Raw genomic sequence first — 16528 nt, 5'->3', positions numbered from 1 at the left:
AGACTTTGCCGAAAATGCAAAGTCTTTTTGATGATTTTATTCTTGAGCTGAATTTAAGCTTTTTTGTTTTCTTTTTCTTCAGCTCTTCTTTCTTTTTCTTGTTGCTTCATGTCTTTAGCGTGCTGTTTCATTTGTTTTGCATGCTCTTTCATGTCTTTTTCATGTTGCTTCATGTCAAGTTCGTATTGTTTCATATCTTGCTCATATTGCTTCATGTTTAATTCATAGTTTGAATCGATGTCAAATTTCATTTTCATATCAATATTGAATTTATCCATATTCATATTGAATTTTTGCATAGCAATTTCGTATTGCTTCATTTGTTTTTCGAAAATAGCTTCACGTTGTGACATGATTGCATCAATTTGTTTTTCGTAAGCATCCATTTGAGGTTCCCAATCTTCCATTTTTATTTCAAACTCTTTCATGTCTTTCTCAAATTGAGCCCATGCCACTTTATCATTTGGATTTTTAGGTGCTTTTGGAGGTTTAGGCATTTTTGACATATCGATTGCAGGAGCCGGAGGCATTGGCCCGCTTGGAAAAACTGGCGCAACAGGAGGAACTGGAGCTACATTGCCATGAATACTTGGTGGTGCAGGTGCATCAGGAGCATTAGGCGCATCGCTTGAATTGCTGAAATCTTTAATAACGATTTGTTGTCTGTCAATTTGAGGAGCTTCTAATTTATCTCCTGTTGTCAAAACAACATTTTTAGTGCCATTATCATCAGTGTTCAATACAATGTTGCAATCTTTTATTGCATTGGTACTGTTGATTTCAATAATTTGTTTTTTTCCGTTTTCTTTCAGAACCTGAACTTTAATGCTTGTAATTTCATTTTTACTGTTTCTTTTCAAATCAGAAATTACAACGTCAACATTATGCTCTGATTTTAGTTTTGCTGCTAAGTCTTTTAATTCTTGATCTGTAGTCGATTTAGTAATTTTGAAAATTTCTGTATCCTGATTTTCTACTACTTCGATTTCTTTTGAAGGAGCCACTTTTTTCTCTTGAGCAATCGTTTTTATTTGGAATAAAAATACAAAAGCTGCAAGCGCCGGAATTACAGCATAATATTTCCAGTAATTCCATTTTTTTGATTGATTTTTGTTTAACATGACAATTCGTTTTTTGATTAATGATTGATAAAAATGATTGGTGATTGCAACACAAGTTTCGTGTGTTGTTATTTTTAAAAGCGTGTATTGGTACGCTTTTTTGTCTGATAATTTTTTTGATGCCTCATTGTCGGCGATGAATTCTAAATTCTGCAGAATTGCTTTTTTGTAAAGCCAGATAATTGGATTGAACCAAAACAAAATACAGAAAATTCTAGAAATTATGACATCGATTGTATGATGCTGATCGCTGTGAACTTTCTCGTGTTCTAGAATGCTTTGCAGTTCTGCTTCGCTGTACAGTGATGAGTTGTACACGATATAATCGAAATAAGAAAAAGGAGCAATGTTTTCAGATACATCAACAAATTTGAAATCTTCTTGCTGTTTTATGCTTTTTCCTTTTAAAACAGAATTTAGGCTATAAAAGTCAATGGCAAATTTCAGCATGAAAGCGGCAAACCCAATTGCATAAATTGCCAATGAAACTAAATTCCAATTTATTTCAAAAGGTTCTTCTTCAATAATTTGTGGTGTAGACGCATAATTTAAAACGTAATGATTGTTTATGGCAGAAGTTTCTAAGACTGGTGTATAAATGATTGGTGCTGGGTCAACCCAGACTATTTTTGTGTAAATCACAAACGGCAATACAACCGAAGTGATTAATCCTGCAAGCAAAAAATACCTATTACTGGTAAAAAAAGTCTCTTTTCGCAATAAAAAATAGTAAGCAAAATAAAACATAGCGATTAAACCGCCTGATTTGATGATAAAGGTGAAAAGTGCTTCCATAACTTATTTTTCTTCTTTTGGATTTTCTATCATTGCTAAGATTTCTCGTAATTCGGTCGCAGAAATTTTTTCTTCTTTGGCAAAAAACGAAACCATGCTTTTATAAGAACTATTGAAATAATTATCAATTGCGGTGCTCATAAAGCCTTTTCTATATTCTTCAATACTCACGATTGGGTAATATTGATGCGTATTCCCAAAAGCATTATGGCTAACATATCCTTTTTCTTCAAGATTGCGTACAATAGTCGAAAGCGTGTTGTAATGCGGTTGTTCTTCAGTGATTTCAGCCTGAATTTCTTTTACAAAAGCTTTTTTAAGCTTCCATAAAATGTGCATTATCTCTTCTTCTTTGTTGGTTAATTTTTGCATTATTTTGGTTTTGGCTGTTAAATTTAATTAGTTAAGGAAAATGTTTTTTGGGTTCCGCTTGATTTAACAATTTTTCCTTGTAGTGGTTCAAATTCATATTTCCCTATTGCAACTTTTGTAACTACCTCAATAACTGGATGATTACCAGTTTCTCCGTATTTTGCTTCAGCCTCAATTCCTTTCTTAATTGTAATAGTGCTTATTTTAGTTGGGTTGATGTCCTCAATGTTTATATCAGGGTCAGCAAATTTTCCATTGATGACAATTATAGGTTTTGGATTAGCATTAATTTTCACCTTAACAATATTTTCAGTTTCATTTACAGATAAATCAGTATTTGCCTTTACAGAAGTATTTGTATTATCTCCAGCAGCACTTGCATCACAGCTTGTAACAGTATAATGATTAGTTTTAACATTTTTAATGACTTTAGAGTTTTGACTTGTTTGTACATCTAGTTTGTCTTCTGGGGCAATTTGAGAATTAGCAGTTTCATTAGATGTTTGAAAACCAACAGTTTTACTGCCATTTTGATCCGTTTTAACAATTACGCCAAAATCTTTTATAGCTTTATTGCCACCAGTTTGAATAGATTGCGATTGTTGCTTCCCGTTTTTAATATCAATTTTGATTGACGTTAATTGGCTCGAAGCATTTCTTTTGATTTCAGAAGTTTCAAAATCGATATTATGATTCGTTTTTAATTTCTGTTTAATGTCTTTTAAATCTGAATCTGTTGAAGTTTTACTGATTTTGTAGACATCCAATGATTTAATTTCGTCAGCTTTTTCCTTTTGAATCTGATGTTTTTCTTGTGCAATTGTTTTCACTTGAAATAATAAAACAAACGCAACAAGAGCTGGAATAACAAGATAGTACTTCCACAGATTCCTCTTTTTTGATTGATTTTTGTTTAACATAACAATTCGTTTTTTGATTAATGATTGATAAAAATGATTGGTGATTGCAATACAGCTTTCGTGAGTTGTAATTTTCAAAAGCGTGTATTGATAAGCCCTTTTATCTGATAATTTTTTTGCTGCTTCTTTGTCGGCAATAAATTCCAGGTTTTGAGCAATTGCTTTTTTGTAAAGCCAGATAACTGGGTTAAACCAAAAAAGCAGACAAAAAATGCGGGCTATCAAAATATCTGCAGTATGATTTTGATCGCTGTGCACTTTCTCGTGCTCGATGATATTCTCTAATTCTGATGGAGTGTACATTGATGAGTTGTAAACTATATATTCAAAATAGGAGAAAGGAGCAATATTTTCGTTGGTGTCAATAAATTTGAAATCAGCTTGCTGGTGAACTTTTTTTCCTTTCAAAACAGATTGCAAGCTGTAAAAATCTAATGCAAATTTTATTAGCAAGATTAAAAAACCTAGACCATAAATTGCTAGAAGTATATAATTCCAATTGATTACAAAAACTTCCTTTGGAGTAGTTTGTGAAAGAGGCACTTGTGGTAAAACAAAATTTGAAACAGGAGTAGGGTTTACTAAGATTGTTTTAGTATAAACCAAAAGAGGCAACAAAGCAGAGGTTCCTAGACCAGCCAGTAAAAACCATCTATTTGTATTGAAGAATGTTTCTTTGCGAAGTAAAAAGTGATAAACGCAAAAGAACATTACAATCAAACCAGTTGATTTTGCTATATATATGAAAAGTGCTTCCATAAACTACTATTTTTCTTCTTTTGGATTTTCAATCATATCCAGGATTTCACGTAATTCTGCTGCCGAGATTTTTTCTTCTTTAGCAAAAAACGAAACCATGTTTTTATAAGAACTATTGAAATAATTGTCAATAGCAGTTTTCATATACTTTTTACTGTACGCTTCTAAGGTAATTGTTGGATAATATTGATGCGTATTTCCAAAAGCATTGTGCGCTACAAAACCTTTTTCCTCAAGATTACGAACAATAGTCGAAAGTGTGTTGTAATGCGGCTGTTCCTCAGTGATTTCTGCCTGAATTTCTTTTACAAAAGCCTTTCTGAGCTTCCATAAAATGTGCATAATTTCTTCTTCTTTATTGGTTAACTTTTGCATGTGTCCTAAATTTTAATTCAAACCTACAACTATTTTTTTAGTTACACAACTATAAAAATAGTTATTTAACTATTTTTTAAGTTTGAATTGAGAATTTGGCACAAAAAAATATTTCAATTTAAAGGTAATAAATTGAAAATTAATATTTTATGCAGATGTTGAATTTTAAGACTTTTGTTTACTGTTTAAGGCTTTTTTTATCCAGAAACAACAAAGAGTAGCTACAAATCCGCTACAAGCCATGAAAAGCCAGTTTGCTTGATAATGAAAAACAGCTATAATTCCGAAACCCACCTTAGAACTTATAATATGAGCCAAACTAAAACTCATAGTATAGAGTGCCATGTATCGCCCTTCCTGGCCACGTGGCGCGCGACTTAAAGCAAATGCATTGGAGAATGGGAAAGTCAGAATTTCACCAATTGATATACAAATCATGCTGATTACAAGAATTCCCGCCCAAATATTAATTAATAAAAGTATAAAACTGAAAGCCATTAAAAACGATCCAACAATAATAATCTTGATTTTCGGGAAACCTTTTCTTTCCATAAAACCAACCGTTGGCATTTCTAAAGAAAAAATTAAAAGTCCGTTTAAAGTCATTAACAATCCAGTTTGGAATTCACTTAAACCAAATTTCTCGTTATGATATAAAGGTAGAGTGGTGAAAAGCTGAAAGAAAATCATAGCCGTGATAAAGCTCACAAACAAGAAAACCCAAAATATTTTATCGTGAAATACTGATTGTATATCAGTAGCACTTTCGGTTTTGTCATTATGTTCAGTTTTTTTCTTCTCCTTAACTAATAATGCAAAAATTGAAATTGAAACAATACAAGAAGCACCATCAACCCAAAAAAGTCCTGAATAGCCCATTCCCATAATAATCAAACCACCAAGCGCAGGCCCAGCAGCAAAACCTAGATTTACCGCAAGCCGAACAAGTGTTAGCGCTCTCGTTCTGTTTTCTGGTTTTGCATAAGCTCCTAAAGATACAAACATTGCAGGCCTGAACATATCTGCAATCGTCATTAAGCAAAACATTGCAATACAAAGTCCCCAAAATGAAGTTATATATTGAACAAAAAACAATGAAACTCCACTGGTAAACAAACTAAAAATCATGATTTTGTAAAAACCTATTTTATCGGAAAGTTTTCCGCCGAGCCAAGAACCTAACATAGAACCGAATCCAAATGAAACCATGATCCATCCCACCTGATTATAATCAAAATTTAAGTCTTCCTTTAAATATTTCGACAAAAAAGGAAGCACCATTGTTCCTGCACGATTAATAAAAGTGATTAGGGCAAGTATCCAAATTTCTCTTGTAAATCCTTTAAAATTGTTGATGTAGTGGCTAAAAGCGGTTTTGAGCATTATATTTTTTGTATTTGCAACAAAGTTAGGAAACTTTGTAAGTTTGAACGGTTGTTGCTTTGTTACTTTTAAACTATTTTTGCAGAAAATTTTCAAAGATGAAGAATTGCCTAATCCTAATTTGCGTATTGGTTTTTAGTTTTAGCCAAAAGAAATTTGATCGTGTTGAAGCAGAAAAATTTCAGAAGCAAATTAATTCCGAATATGCTGATGCTAAAACAAGTCCGTTGATGGAAGAGGATTTAAAGACATTTAAATCTTTAGATTTTTATCCGATTAATGGAAAATACTTTGTGGTTGCAAAATTTGAAAAAGCAAAAAACGAAAAAGTTTTCGAAATGAAAACTACGGGAACGAGAACTCCAAAATATATAAAGTACGGAACGCTGTCTTTTTCTTTAGATGGAAAAGCGCTGAAGCTGAATGTTTACAGAAGCATTGATCTTTCGAAACAAGAGCAATATAAAGATCATTTGTTTTTGCCTTTTTCAGATTTAACTTGTGGAAAAGAAAGCTATATCGGTGGAAGGTATATTGATTTGAAAATTCCGAAAGGAAACACAATTGTAGTCGATTTTAATCAAGCGTATAATCCGTATTGTGCTTATAATCATAAATATTCTTGTCCGCTTGTTCCTTTAGAAAATGATTTGAATGTTGAAATCAAAGCAGGAGTTAAAACATTTCATTAATGGAATTCTTTAATTTTCATACGCATCAGTTTACGGATCAATCTAATGTATTGGAATTGGTGAATCAATATCCACATGAATTTGATGCTTCAATTCCGTTTTATTCTATCGGAATTCATCCGTGGCATATTTCTGAGGAAAGAATGGAATCGGATTTGAAAATTATAGAAGAAAAATTGCAAACTAGAAATTGCTTAGCAGTTGGCGAATGTGGATTAGACAAACGAATAGAACAGCCTTTCGAAATTCAGATTTCAGTATTTGAAAAACAATTGGCTTTGGCCGAAAAATATAAAAAACCAGTAGTAATTCATTGCGTGGCGGCTTTTCAAGAAGTGATCGAAATCAAAAAGAAATTGAAAATTTCAGTTCCAATGATTATTCACGGATTTTCAAAAAACAGTCAATTGGCAAACCAATTAATTGCTGCAGGATTTTATATTTCATTTGGAAAATATTTGCTTAGAAATCCAGAATTAAAAACGGTTTTTCAGAATATTCCAAATGATAAATTTCTTTTAGAAACCGATACAATTGAAGAAGGTATTCAACAGGTTTATGATTTAGCTGGAACATATAAAGGATTAGATTTAAAAGAATTACAAGGGATTATTTCAAGTAATTATAAAGATATTTTTGAAGAGAAATAAAAAGTGTAATGTTTAAGGTAAAATGTGTTAGGCAGAAACCTGAAATAAAAAAATAAAACAACAAAAAATATAATATGGCAGAGTGGACAGAAAGAGCCGAGCTTTTATTTACAAAAGAAGGATTAGAAAACTTGCAGAATGCAAATGTTTTAGTAGTTGGATTAGGAGGAGTGGGATCATTTGCAGCTGAGTTTTTAGCAAGAGCAGGAGTAGGAAACATGACTATTGTTGACGGTGATGTGGTTGATATTACCAACATAAATAGACAATTGCCAGCTTTGCATTCAACTGTAGGCGAACCAAAAATTACAATTGTAGGAGATCGATTAATGGATATTAATCCAGAATTGAAATTAACGCGTGTAAAAGAGTTTTTATCGCCAGAACGTGCTTTTGAAATTGTTTCGCCAGAGTTTGATTATGTTTTGGATTGCATTGACAGTATTACTCCAAAATTAAATTTGATCATTGCTGCAAAACGCAAGAGAGTAAAAATCATAAGCAGCATGGGTGCCGGAGGAAAGATGTTGGCATCTAAAGTAAAAGTGGCAGATATTTCGAAAACAATCAACTGTTATTTTTCAAAAACAATTCGCAAGAGATTGAAAGCTGCTAAAATCAATAAATTAAAAGTAGTTTTCTCTTCTGAAATCCAGAATGAAAAAAGCTTAAAATTAACTGACGGAAAAAATTTCAAAAAATCTTTCTACGGAACAAACAGCTACATGCCTGGATTATTTGGTCTTCATGCGGCTGAAACCGTTATTCGTTATTTAATTTCGAAAGAAAAAGAATAATTAGTCACAGTTTTTAGAAAAAAAACTTAGAGCCTCAGTCCCTCAGAACCTTAGCAACTTAATAAAAAATGATTAAAACAGTAATTTTTGATATGGACGGCGTAATTGTCGATACAGAACCCGTTCATCGTTATGCTTATTACAAACAATTCTCAGAGTTAAATATCGAAGTTTCAGAAGAAATGTACACTTCATTTACTGGATTTTCAACTCGAAATACTTTTCAGACTTTAAAAGGATTTTTTCCGGTAATCGACCAAGAAGTCGAAGATTTGATTCAGAGAAAAAGAAGCATTTTTAATGATGCTTTTGATACAAAAGAAGATCTATTTCTGTTAGAAGGTGTTGAAGATTTGATTAAAGATTTATATGCGAATAAAATTCAGTTGATTTTAGCTTCATCAGCTGCAAAAGTTACAATTGATCGTGTTTTTACAAGATTTAATTTGCATCAATATTTTTCACACGTTGTGAGTGGTGAGGATTTTCCACAATCAAAACCGAATCCAGCAATTTTTATTCATGCCGCTTCGTTGTCGATCGCTCCAAAAGAAGAATGTATTATTATTGAAGATAGTACCAACGGTGTAAAAGCAGCAAAAGCAGCAGGAATTTATTGTGTGGGCTACAAAAGCGAGCATTCTAATATGCAAGATCTCTCAAATGCTGATTTAGTAATCAACCATTTTGATGAATTAAACGCGCAAAAAATATCACAGATTACAGTCTGAATTAAGTTAAATTTAACATTTGTTAGCTAATTGAATTTGTAAATTTGAACAGAAACAAATAAAAAACTAAAATGAAAAAAATACTTATTGCATTTGCTATCCTATTAGCGCCTTTTGCTTCTGAAGCACAGATAAGAACACCACAGGCAAGTCCAAAAGCTTACATTAAACAAACTGTAGGTTTAACTGATGTTGAAGTGACATATTCACGTCCGGGTGCAAGAGGAAGAGCAGTTTTTGGAAATTTAGTTCCGTTTGGAAAATTATGGAGAACAGGAGCTAACGAAAATACGATTATCAATTTTAGTGATGATGTAATAATTGATGGAAAAACCTTGAAAAAAGGTAAGTATTCAATTTATACGATTCCTAAAATTGAAAGCTGGGAAATTATTTTTTACTTGTCTACAGACAATTGGGGATTGCCAGAAAACTGGAGTGATTCTTATGTTGCTTTGAGAACTACAGTAAAAGAGGAAGCATTGCCAACTCCGGTGGAGACTTTCACTATCGGAATCAATGGTTTAGATCCTAATTTTGCTTACTTGGAAATGGCTTGGGAAAATTCTCATGTCGCTTTAAAATTTGAGGTTCCAACTGCAAAAACGGCGACAGCAAGTATCGAAAAAACTTTGGCTGGACCATCATCTAATGATTATTTTGCAGCAGCACAATATTTGTTCCAATCAAACGGAAATATTGAAACGGCAAGAACTTACGTTGACAAATCTTTAGACTTGGTTACTGAAAAACCTTATTATATCTTAAGATTGAAATCTATTATCCAAGCTAAGCAAGGAGATAAAAAAGGTGCAATTGAAACTGCAAAAGCGTCATTAGCTGCAGCTGAAACGGCAAACAATCAAGATTATGTAAAAATGAATAAAGACAGTATCGCTGAGTGGAGCAGATAAAAACTTTAAATTATAATATAAAAATCCCAAATTCCTCCCGAAGTCTCGGGACTAGAGTTTGGGATTTTTTTTATCAATTGATTTTTTCTGCGTGATTTGGAATTTGAACTTCAAATATTGCAATTTTATTAATTCATACTAGGCGGTTCTGGAATTTTGATGTTTCTTTTGGGTTTCTTTACAATCAATAAATAAAATGTAATTCCTCCTAAAATAATCAATAATGCAATTTCAAGCTGTCCAAAACTAACATCATCATTGTGCATAGCATTTGCGGCAGCAAGTTTTTCCTTTCCTTCTTTTATCTGAATTTGTGACAAAGATTCTAAAGTTTTTAAGGCTTGTTCGCTTGAATAAGCAATTTTGCTCCAGTTTTTATTTACGACTTGGTTGTTTATTTCTTTGCAAGAAGCTAGAAAAGCATCGAAATGTTCTTTTTCCTTATTGGTTAAAACTGTTTTCGCGTACAGATCATCAATATTATGAATAATATCGAGCGTATGAATGATTTCGTCCTTTTTAATATTATCGCTCAAATCAAGCTTTTCAGCTTCAGCTTTTATAAAATGCAATTCTTTTGAATACTGAAAAATATAATGTGCTACAACTAATCGGTCATTGTAAATCGCATTTATGTTTTCATTTACTTTTTTGGAATTTTCAAGCGTGTTGAAATTGCTTGCAATGATGATAAGCATCACAACAAGCAAAATAAATGCAGCCTTAGTTTTGTTGCTATATTTTTTCAAATCTCTCATAATGATGTATTATAAAGAAACAATCCTTTGTTAACCATTTGGTTTTCAATAAGCTCAATGTTTTCAACGGCTCCTAATGGAGTAATTTTTATAGTTTTACTTCCTTTAGCCGTATAAAAATAATAAAGACTATTAGTGTTGATTAAAAATATTTCCTCAGATTTACCACTATTATAATTGATCTTATAATTATAGTTTTCTTTGTGTTCTCTAATTTTTTTTCCTGTAAAATAACCGCCGGCGAGTCCATAACCTAAGAAAAATGAACAAAGTATCGCCGCAAGTGTTTTTACCGAAACACTATTAAAATAACTTTTGGTTTCTGCTTCAGAAAAACCTTCAATTTTTTTTAGTTCAAATGTTCTAATAACAAATTTTCTATCGTTGTATTTTGCTAGCAGCGATGGTAAATTATAATGGAATATAAAAAGTGAAATTACAAAAACTAAAATTATCGGATTTGAAGTAAACGTTGCAATTGGACTGATCAAAATATCCATAATTGTAGAATATTTCAAAATATTGATTCCTAATTGATAATGAAAAAAACATTCTTTTAGTATTCCCATCACAACAAGGAAAAGATAACCAAAGGGAAGCAATTTTTGAATATCGTCTGAAATTTTCATTTTGCAGTTTTTTAGGTTATTTTTTGATTGCTTTTAAACTTACTAAAATAACATTTTTTACTTACAAATGAAGAAAAATTGAATTAGGAATAAAGTGTTTGTAATTTTTAGGAGCTATTTCCTGCTGTCCGCTATATCTTTTTTATGGCAGAAAAAGCCATAAAAAAGGATGCCGCTTCCATCAGGGCTAGGGCATTTCGGTTTTTTAGAAGTGCTATTTTGATTGAGATTGTTTAATTAATAATTGAGTCTGTTTATTTATAATTTCAGCACCTTTTCTTAAATATGGCGGATTTGTACATTCTCCGTAACTAATGTAAACAAGATGATTATCATCGGTTAAATCTTCATTTTTCGCCTTTGCGTCTAGAGAACTATCCAAACCCATAATCAAATATACTGGATTTCCTTCTCTAAATAATTGAGTTGCAATCCCAATTAATCGTTTTTCAGCTGCAATTTGAACATCAATTTCTTCAAATGACAGTAAAACCATGCATTCTAATAAAGAACAAAATTTCATTCTTGAAGGATGCTTTTCAAAAATTTCAGCACCTTGATTTAAATTCTCAAAGCATTTTGTATAGAGCTGTGCTGAGATGGAATTATCTTCTACCTTACTTATTACTAAACTATTCTGGCTTTCAACTGAAATGCTAAAAAGAAGTATAACCGCGAGAATAATTTTTTGTAACATAACCTTCGAATTATTTTTTAGATCTAGCAAGTAATAAAAATGCAATAAAAACAATATTCAAAACAGGAATAAAATTAAAAATAAGAAATGCAGGATTTGCATTTAAATCTCTCAATCTTCTAGCTGTAGTGGCCTGCATAGGAACGAATGTAAATAAAACAATAAAACAGCTGTAGAAGATATGCAAAATAGTTTCATTATTTAGATTGATCGTTTGATATAAATACAAAGCAAGCATTTGCATCAGAATTGTAAAAAATGCATAAATTCCATATTCGATTCTTCCTGATTTTTCTAAAAAGGAAGAATAAAAGAAAAGCATATTTCTAAAATATTTCATTTAGATTTTATTCCAAAATTACTTTGTCTGAATCTGGTTTGTCTCTGAAAAATAAAAACTGTAGTACCAATGACAATACAACTGTAAGGTTTGCTCCAATGAAATTCAGCCATAAATAGCCAAGTTTTTCCTGACCACTCGGATAAATATAAATCATGAAATAATAAATCACAAAAATTGTCAATTGGCTAATAATAGCACTAATAAACATAGACTTTGCCTGAACGCGCTTCAAATAAAAACCAACAAGGAATATTCCTAAAACGGTTCCGTAAAAAATAGAACCAATAATATTTACAAGCTGAATCAAATTCTCAAATAAGGTTCCGACACAAGCAAAAAGAATCGCTACAACTCCCCAGAAAAGTGTGAAAAATTTAGTTGCCATCAAATAATGCTTTTCTGATTTTTCGGCTTTTATATTTCTTTTGTAAATATCAATTGCTGTTGTTGAAGCCAATGCATTCAATCCAGAAGCTGTTGATGACATTGCAGCAGAAATAATCACGGCAAGCAATAATCCGATTAATCCCTTTGGCAAATAATGCAGAATAAAATGAAAGAAAACATAATCCTTGTCATTCGTTTCGCTGTTGCTGTCGGCTTTCGAAATGATTTCTTTTGCTTTGTCACGCAAATCTTTTTCTTTGTTTGATAGAGCAACCAGTTCTTTTCTTAAAATCGGATTGTCATAATCCTGATTCAACTGATCGATGTATAATAAGTTGATTACTTTTTTATCTTCAGAAAGTTTTTCCAGTCTTTTTTCAAGAACATGATATTCTTCCTTAAAAACTGATTTTTCAATTACAGTTTTATTATTCGGATTAAAGTTTAGTGGAACTGGATTGAATTGGAAGAAAACAAAAACCATTACTCCGGTTAATAAAATGAAAAACTGCATCGGAACTTTTAAAAGTCCGTTCATAATTAATCCCATTTGACTTTCAGCAACCGATTTTCCAGATAAATATCGCCCAACCTGCGATTGATCCGTTCCAAAATAAGAAAGAGCTAAGAAAAATCCTCCTGTAATCCCACTCCAAAATGTGTACTTTTCTTCTGGATCAAAAGAAAAATCTACAATATTCATTTTGTCGTTTGCACCTGCAATATGCATCGCGCTTGTAAAAGTCATATCGTTTGGCAAATAGTGCAAAATCAAGAAAAAAGTAATAAACATACCAGAGATAATTACAAACATTTGCTGTTTTTGTGTTACGTTCACCGCTTTAGTTCCTCCAGAAAACGTATATATAATTACCATAACACCAATTATGATATTCATTATAGTCAGATTCCAGCCTAGCAATGCTGACAAAATAATGGCAGGAGCGTAAATCGTAAGTCCAGTTCCTAGACCTCTTTGAACTAAAAATAAAATAGCGGCAAGTGAACGCGTTTTTACATCAAATCGCTTTTCAAGAAATTCATAAGCGGTAAAAACTTTATTTTTATGATAAAGCGGAATAAAAGTCAAACAGATGACAATCATAGCGATTGGCAAGCCGAAATAAAATTGGACAAAACCCATTCCGTCATGATAAGCCTGTCCAGGCGTTGATAAAAATGTAATGGCGCTAGCTTGTGTAGCCATTACCGAAAGTCCAACAGTGTACCAAGGCGTCTCATTATTTCCTAAAATGAAATCTTCAACATTTTTACTCCCTTTGGTTTTCCAAGAACCATATCCAACAATGAATAAAAGTGTAACAATAAGTACGATCCAATCAAATAATTGCATAGGTTAAGAGTATAATTGCATGATTAAGAAGAAAATAAGAATATAAATAGCATTTGCCACCAAAACATAGGTGTAGCTTTTTTTCCATTTTTTTGTTTTTTTGGCTTCCATTTTACAAATGTTTTATTGCTTAAATTCTTGTTTAGGAGCTTCTACTGGTTGTTTTAGCGAAATGATGTTAGACAGCAATCTATAAGCGCCGGCAACACCTTCTGGCAGTTCTCTAAAAAAGCTTAAACCAGTGTAAATATAATACCCTTTTCCGTAAGGCGCTACTAACAAAGCACCATCTTTTGGAGATTCACCTTTATCATGAGATGAGATGATAGGAGTGAAGGCAGCGTCATACTGGTCTGGATAATATAAACCTTGTTCTTGCGTCCAGCCCTGAAAATCTTTTTCAGTGATTTTATTCGGAATATTTAAAACCGGATGATTTGGTGCCAAAAATGTGATTTTAGCATTTTCTTCTGTTACACGGTCGTTTGAAACTTTTAGCGGATAGGGTGCAATTTGGTCAGTTACCATTCTGCCATATGTATTGTATTGCACAATCATGTTTTTACCGCTTTTTACAAAATCAAAAAGTACTTTTTGTTTGTGGGCCAAAGCATTTACAGTATTGTAAGCACGAATTCCTGTAATAACAGTATTGAAAGAATCCATACGTTCTGGTGTGATTTCTTCTGGTTTTAAAATTGTAACTTTATATCCCATTTGTGCCAAGCTTTCAGGGACTTCGTCGCCAGCCCCCATAATGTAGGCAATTGAATCGCCAGAAGTTTTTAAGTCAATTCGGATACATTTTGACTCGGTCGGTTTTAAAACCATCTGTTTGGTAATATGGCTGTATTCTATAACTGTTTCATCTTTGTCAAAACGTTTATTGTCAGTAATGACAACGGCTTTTGCAATGGCTTCCTCTGGATTTAAAGGAGGTGTAACTTCAAAATAAAAGGTTTGTTCGCTTCCTTTTTTATCTAAAGAAAACGGAATCTGTTTTGGTGAAATTACCCAGCTTTTTGGCAATTCTAATTGAAGATTTCCTTTTATTCCGTCTCTTCCGGCGCGAACTTTTACTGGAATCATTTTGCTTTTAGTATCCTTAAAAATCAATACTTTTTCAAGAATAGAAGTCGTAACTTCAGGAACGATGTCAAGAAAATTATACATTTCGCCTTTAACGCCGTCATTATATTTGTAAACAACAGTGCGTTCAAACGGAATTTCAACTCCATTAATTTTCACATTAAAAACAACTTTAACTTCTCTGATGATATCTGGAATTCCAATTATTTCCTGATTCGAAACAGTATACATTCCAACCGTTGCTTTTTCTTTCAGCCAATACGGTTGAGTATATTCAAGGTTTTCAGGAAGTTGTAATTGAATACTGAATTTTTGATCGTTATTGTTTTTTAAAACACTGTTTTGAGGAATTGTTTTATTATCTGGCAAAGTGGTAATGCTTGCCAATTGCATTTCAACAGCACATCTGTTAATAGCTTCAAGATTCAATTTGATTGTGCTTCCTGGCGTTGCTTCTTGTTCTGTGGCTACAGCTTCAAGATATAAACCTGAGCACGATGCAATGATATTTTTTATTGCATTTGCTTTTAATGGTTTCCAATGATCATCTTCTAAAGCTTCGATCATTGTGTAAGCTTTTATCAAATCAGGAATACTTGCTGAAGGATTACTGAAATCGTATTTTGAAATGATTTTAGAAATCAATTCACCAATTGGTTTTCCGTTTTTAACTCGGTTCCATGAAGTATCAATGCCATCAAATAAATTATCTCTTTCTTTTGGTGTTTCTCCATTAATAAGTTCCAAATATTCTGTTTCTTCACCACGCGCACCTGTACTTCCAAAACCTTGTGATTGGTGACGGCTTCGGCTTAAAGCCGCAATTTCTTGATTTGATTTTCCAATTCCTGTATAATAAACTCCCGTTTCTAATTTGGTAAATTTTGATTTATTAGCGGCATCAAATTTTTCTTGGCTTCCATAAAACCACCAAGACGGATTAAAAAACTGGCGTTTTACTTGCCAAGGCGCAACAAATTTTAATTGTTCCGGATATATTTTTGGGTCATTTGTTAATTTATAACTTTCCACGCTCAACATTGCAGATGACGTATGATGTCCGTGTGTTGTACCAGGAGAACGATGATCAAAACGGTTTATGATCACATCCGGTTGAAATTTTCTGATCGTCCAAACCACATCGGCTAGAACTTTGTCTTTATCCCAGATTTCTAAAGTTTCGTTTGGATTTTTTGAAAAACCAAAATCATTTGCACGAGAGAAAAATTGTTCTCCGCCATCAATTTTTCGAGCTTCAATTAATTCTTGAGTTCGTATAACGCCTAATAATTCACGTAATTGCGGACCAATTAGATTTTGCCCTCCATCACCACGAGTTAAGGATAAATATCCAGTTCTTGCATTCATCTCGTTTGCCATGTAGGAAATTAAACGCGTATTTTCGTCATCGGGATGCGCTGCAACATACAATACAGAACCTAAAAAGTTCAATTTCTTGATTTGATTATAAATTTCTACTGAACTTGGTTTTTGAGGCTGTTGAGCAAAAGAAATTGAAATTCCTGTTAAAAAAAATGAAAGAATTAGTAACTGAATTTTTCGCATAGCGTGGTTAGTGTTTTTGAAAGTGCTTCAAAAATAGTAATTATATTTTTGAAGACTATTTAAATGAATTGTTAATGTTTGGTTATTGATTTCCTTTTTTAAGAAAAACTACTCCACAAAAAAAATGCCATCAGATTGTCTCCGACAGCATTTTTTTTAAGAATCGATTTAATTTTTTAAATCGGGTGGTATTTCT

Annotated in this window: 16 protein-coding genes; 5 read left to right on the top strand and 11 right to left on the bottom strand. The window is 32.3% G+C overall.

Annotated features, from left to right (window positions below; translation table 11 throughout):
• Window positions 1–53: 53 nt before the first annotated feature.
• The 5 genes from H600_RS0110490 to H600_RS0110470 all read right to left on the bottom strand — a co-directional run bounded on the left by H600_RS0110490 (window position 54) and on the right by H600_RS0110470 (window position 5725).
• Window positions 54–1916, bottom strand: a complete 1863-nt coding sequence (locus tag H600_RS0110490; RefSeq protein WP_026728750.1) for a M56 family metallopeptidase — start codon at window positions 1914–1916, stop codon at window positions 54–56.
• Between the two features lie 3 nt (window positions 1917–1919).
• Window positions 1920–2288, bottom strand: a complete 369-nt coding sequence (locus H600_RS0110485) for a BlaI/MecI/CopY family transcriptional regulator (RefSeq protein ID WP_026728749.1) — start codon at window positions 2286–2288, stop codon at window positions 1920–1922.
• Window positions 2289–2311: 23 nt separating this feature from the next.
• Window positions 2312–3967, bottom strand: coding sequence for a M56 family metallopeptidase (locus H600_RS22005; RefSeq protein WP_084157375.1), 1656 nt, complete (start codon window positions 3965–3967; stop codon window positions 2312–2314).
• A gap of 6 nt (window positions 3968–3973) precedes the next feature.
• Complete coding sequence (locus H600_RS0110475) at window positions 3974–4342, bottom strand: BlaI/MecI/CopY family transcriptional regulator (RefSeq protein WP_026728748.1); 369 nt, start codon at window positions 4340–4342, stop codon at window positions 3974–3976.
• Window positions 4343–4507: 165 nt separating this feature from the next.
• Complete coding sequence (locus tag H600_RS0110470) at window positions 4508–5725, bottom strand: MDR family MFS transporter (RefSeq protein WP_026728747.1); 1218 nt, start codon at window positions 5723–5725, stop codon at window positions 4508–4510.
• A gap of 98 nt (window positions 5726–5823) precedes the next feature.
• Between H600_RS0110470 and H600_RS0110465 the strand changes: the two genes are divergently transcribed.
• The 5 genes from H600_RS0110465 (at window position 5824) to H600_RS0110445 (ending at window position 9509) form a co-directional block, all read left to right on the top strand.
• On the top strand, window positions 5824–6417 hold the full coding sequence (locus H600_RS0110465; protein ID WP_026728746.1) for a DUF1684 domain-containing protein: 594 nt from the start codon (window positions 5824–5826) through the stop codon (window positions 6415–6417).
• The gene (locus H600_RS0110460; RefSeq protein WP_026728745.1) at window positions 6417–7067 is read left to right on the top strand and encodes a TatD family hydrolase; all 651 of its coding nucleotides are present in this window, start codon (window positions 6417–6419) and stop codon (window positions 7065–7067) included. Before H600_RS0110465 ends, H600_RS0110460 begins: the two co-directional genes overlap by 1 nt.
• A 74-nt stretch (window positions 7068–7141) precedes the next feature.
• The gene (locus H600_RS0110455) at window positions 7142–7864 is read left to right on the top strand and encodes a tRNA threonylcarbamoyladenosine dehydratase (RefSeq protein WP_026728744.1); all 723 of its coding nucleotides are present in this window, start codon (window positions 7142–7144) and stop codon (window positions 7862–7864) included.
• A 68-nt stretch (window positions 7865–7932) separates the two neighbouring features.
• Complete coding sequence (locus tag H600_RS0110450) at window positions 7933–8595, top strand: HAD family hydrolase (protein WP_026728743.1); 663 nt, start codon at window positions 7933–7935, stop codon at window positions 8593–8595.
• Between the two features lie 71 nt (window positions 8596–8666).
• Window positions 8667–9509, top strand: coding sequence for a DUF2911 domain-containing protein (locus H600_RS0110445; protein ID WP_026728742.1), 843 nt, complete (start codon window positions 8667–8669; stop codon window positions 9507–9509).
• Window positions 9510–9637: 128 nt separating this feature from the next.
• Here the strand turns inward: H600_RS0110445 and H600_RS0110440 are convergent, their stop codons facing one another.
• From H600_RS0110440 to H600_RS0110410, 6 genes are all read right to left on the bottom strand, one after another.
• Window positions 9638–10267 (bottom strand): MCP four helix bundle domain-containing protein, encoded by a 630-nt coding sequence (locus tag H600_RS0110440; protein ID WP_026728741.1) that lies wholly within the window; start codon window positions 10265–10267, stop codon window positions 9638–9640.
• Window positions 10264–10896 (bottom strand): hypothetical protein, encoded by a 633-nt coding sequence (locus H600_RS0110435; RefSeq protein WP_026728740.1) that lies wholly within the window; start codon window positions 10894–10896, stop codon window positions 10264–10266. The genes H600_RS0110440 and H600_RS0110435 overlap by 4 nt, the downstream gene beginning before the upstream one ends.
• Before the next feature lie 214 nt (window positions 10897–11110).
• Window positions 11111–11593, bottom strand: a complete 483-nt coding sequence (locus H600_RS0110430; protein WP_157509899.1) for a hypothetical protein — start codon at window positions 11591–11593, stop codon at window positions 11111–11113.
• 10 nt (window positions 11594–11603) lie between these two features.
• Entirely contained in the window at window positions 11604–11933 is a 330-nt protein-coding gene (locus H600_RS0110425; protein ID WP_026728738.1) for a DUF805 domain-containing protein, read from the bottom strand.
• A 7-nt stretch (window positions 11934–11940) separates the two neighbouring features.
• The gene (locus tag H600_RS0110420) at window positions 11941–13677 is read right to left on the bottom strand and encodes a sodium:solute symporter family protein (protein WP_026728737.1); all 1737 of its coding nucleotides are present in this window, start codon (window positions 13675–13677) and stop codon (window positions 11941–11943) included.
• A 123-nt stretch (window positions 13678–13800) separates the two neighbouring features.
• On the bottom strand, window positions 13801–16332 hold the full coding sequence (locus H600_RS0110410) for a PIG-L family deacetylase (protein WP_026728736.1): 2532 nt from the start codon (window positions 16330–16332) through the stop codon (window positions 13801–13803).
• Window positions 16333–16528 lie beyond the last annotated feature (196 nt).

The sequence above is a fragment of the Flavobacterium denitrificans DSM 15936 genome (assembly GCF_000425445.1).
Taxonomy (GTDB): Bacteria; Bacteroidota; Bacteroidia; order Flavobacteriales; family Flavobacteriaceae; genus Flavobacterium; species Flavobacterium denitrificans.
Note: the sequence above shows the minus strand (reverse complement) of the source record. Positions and strands in the feature narration are given on the sequence as shown.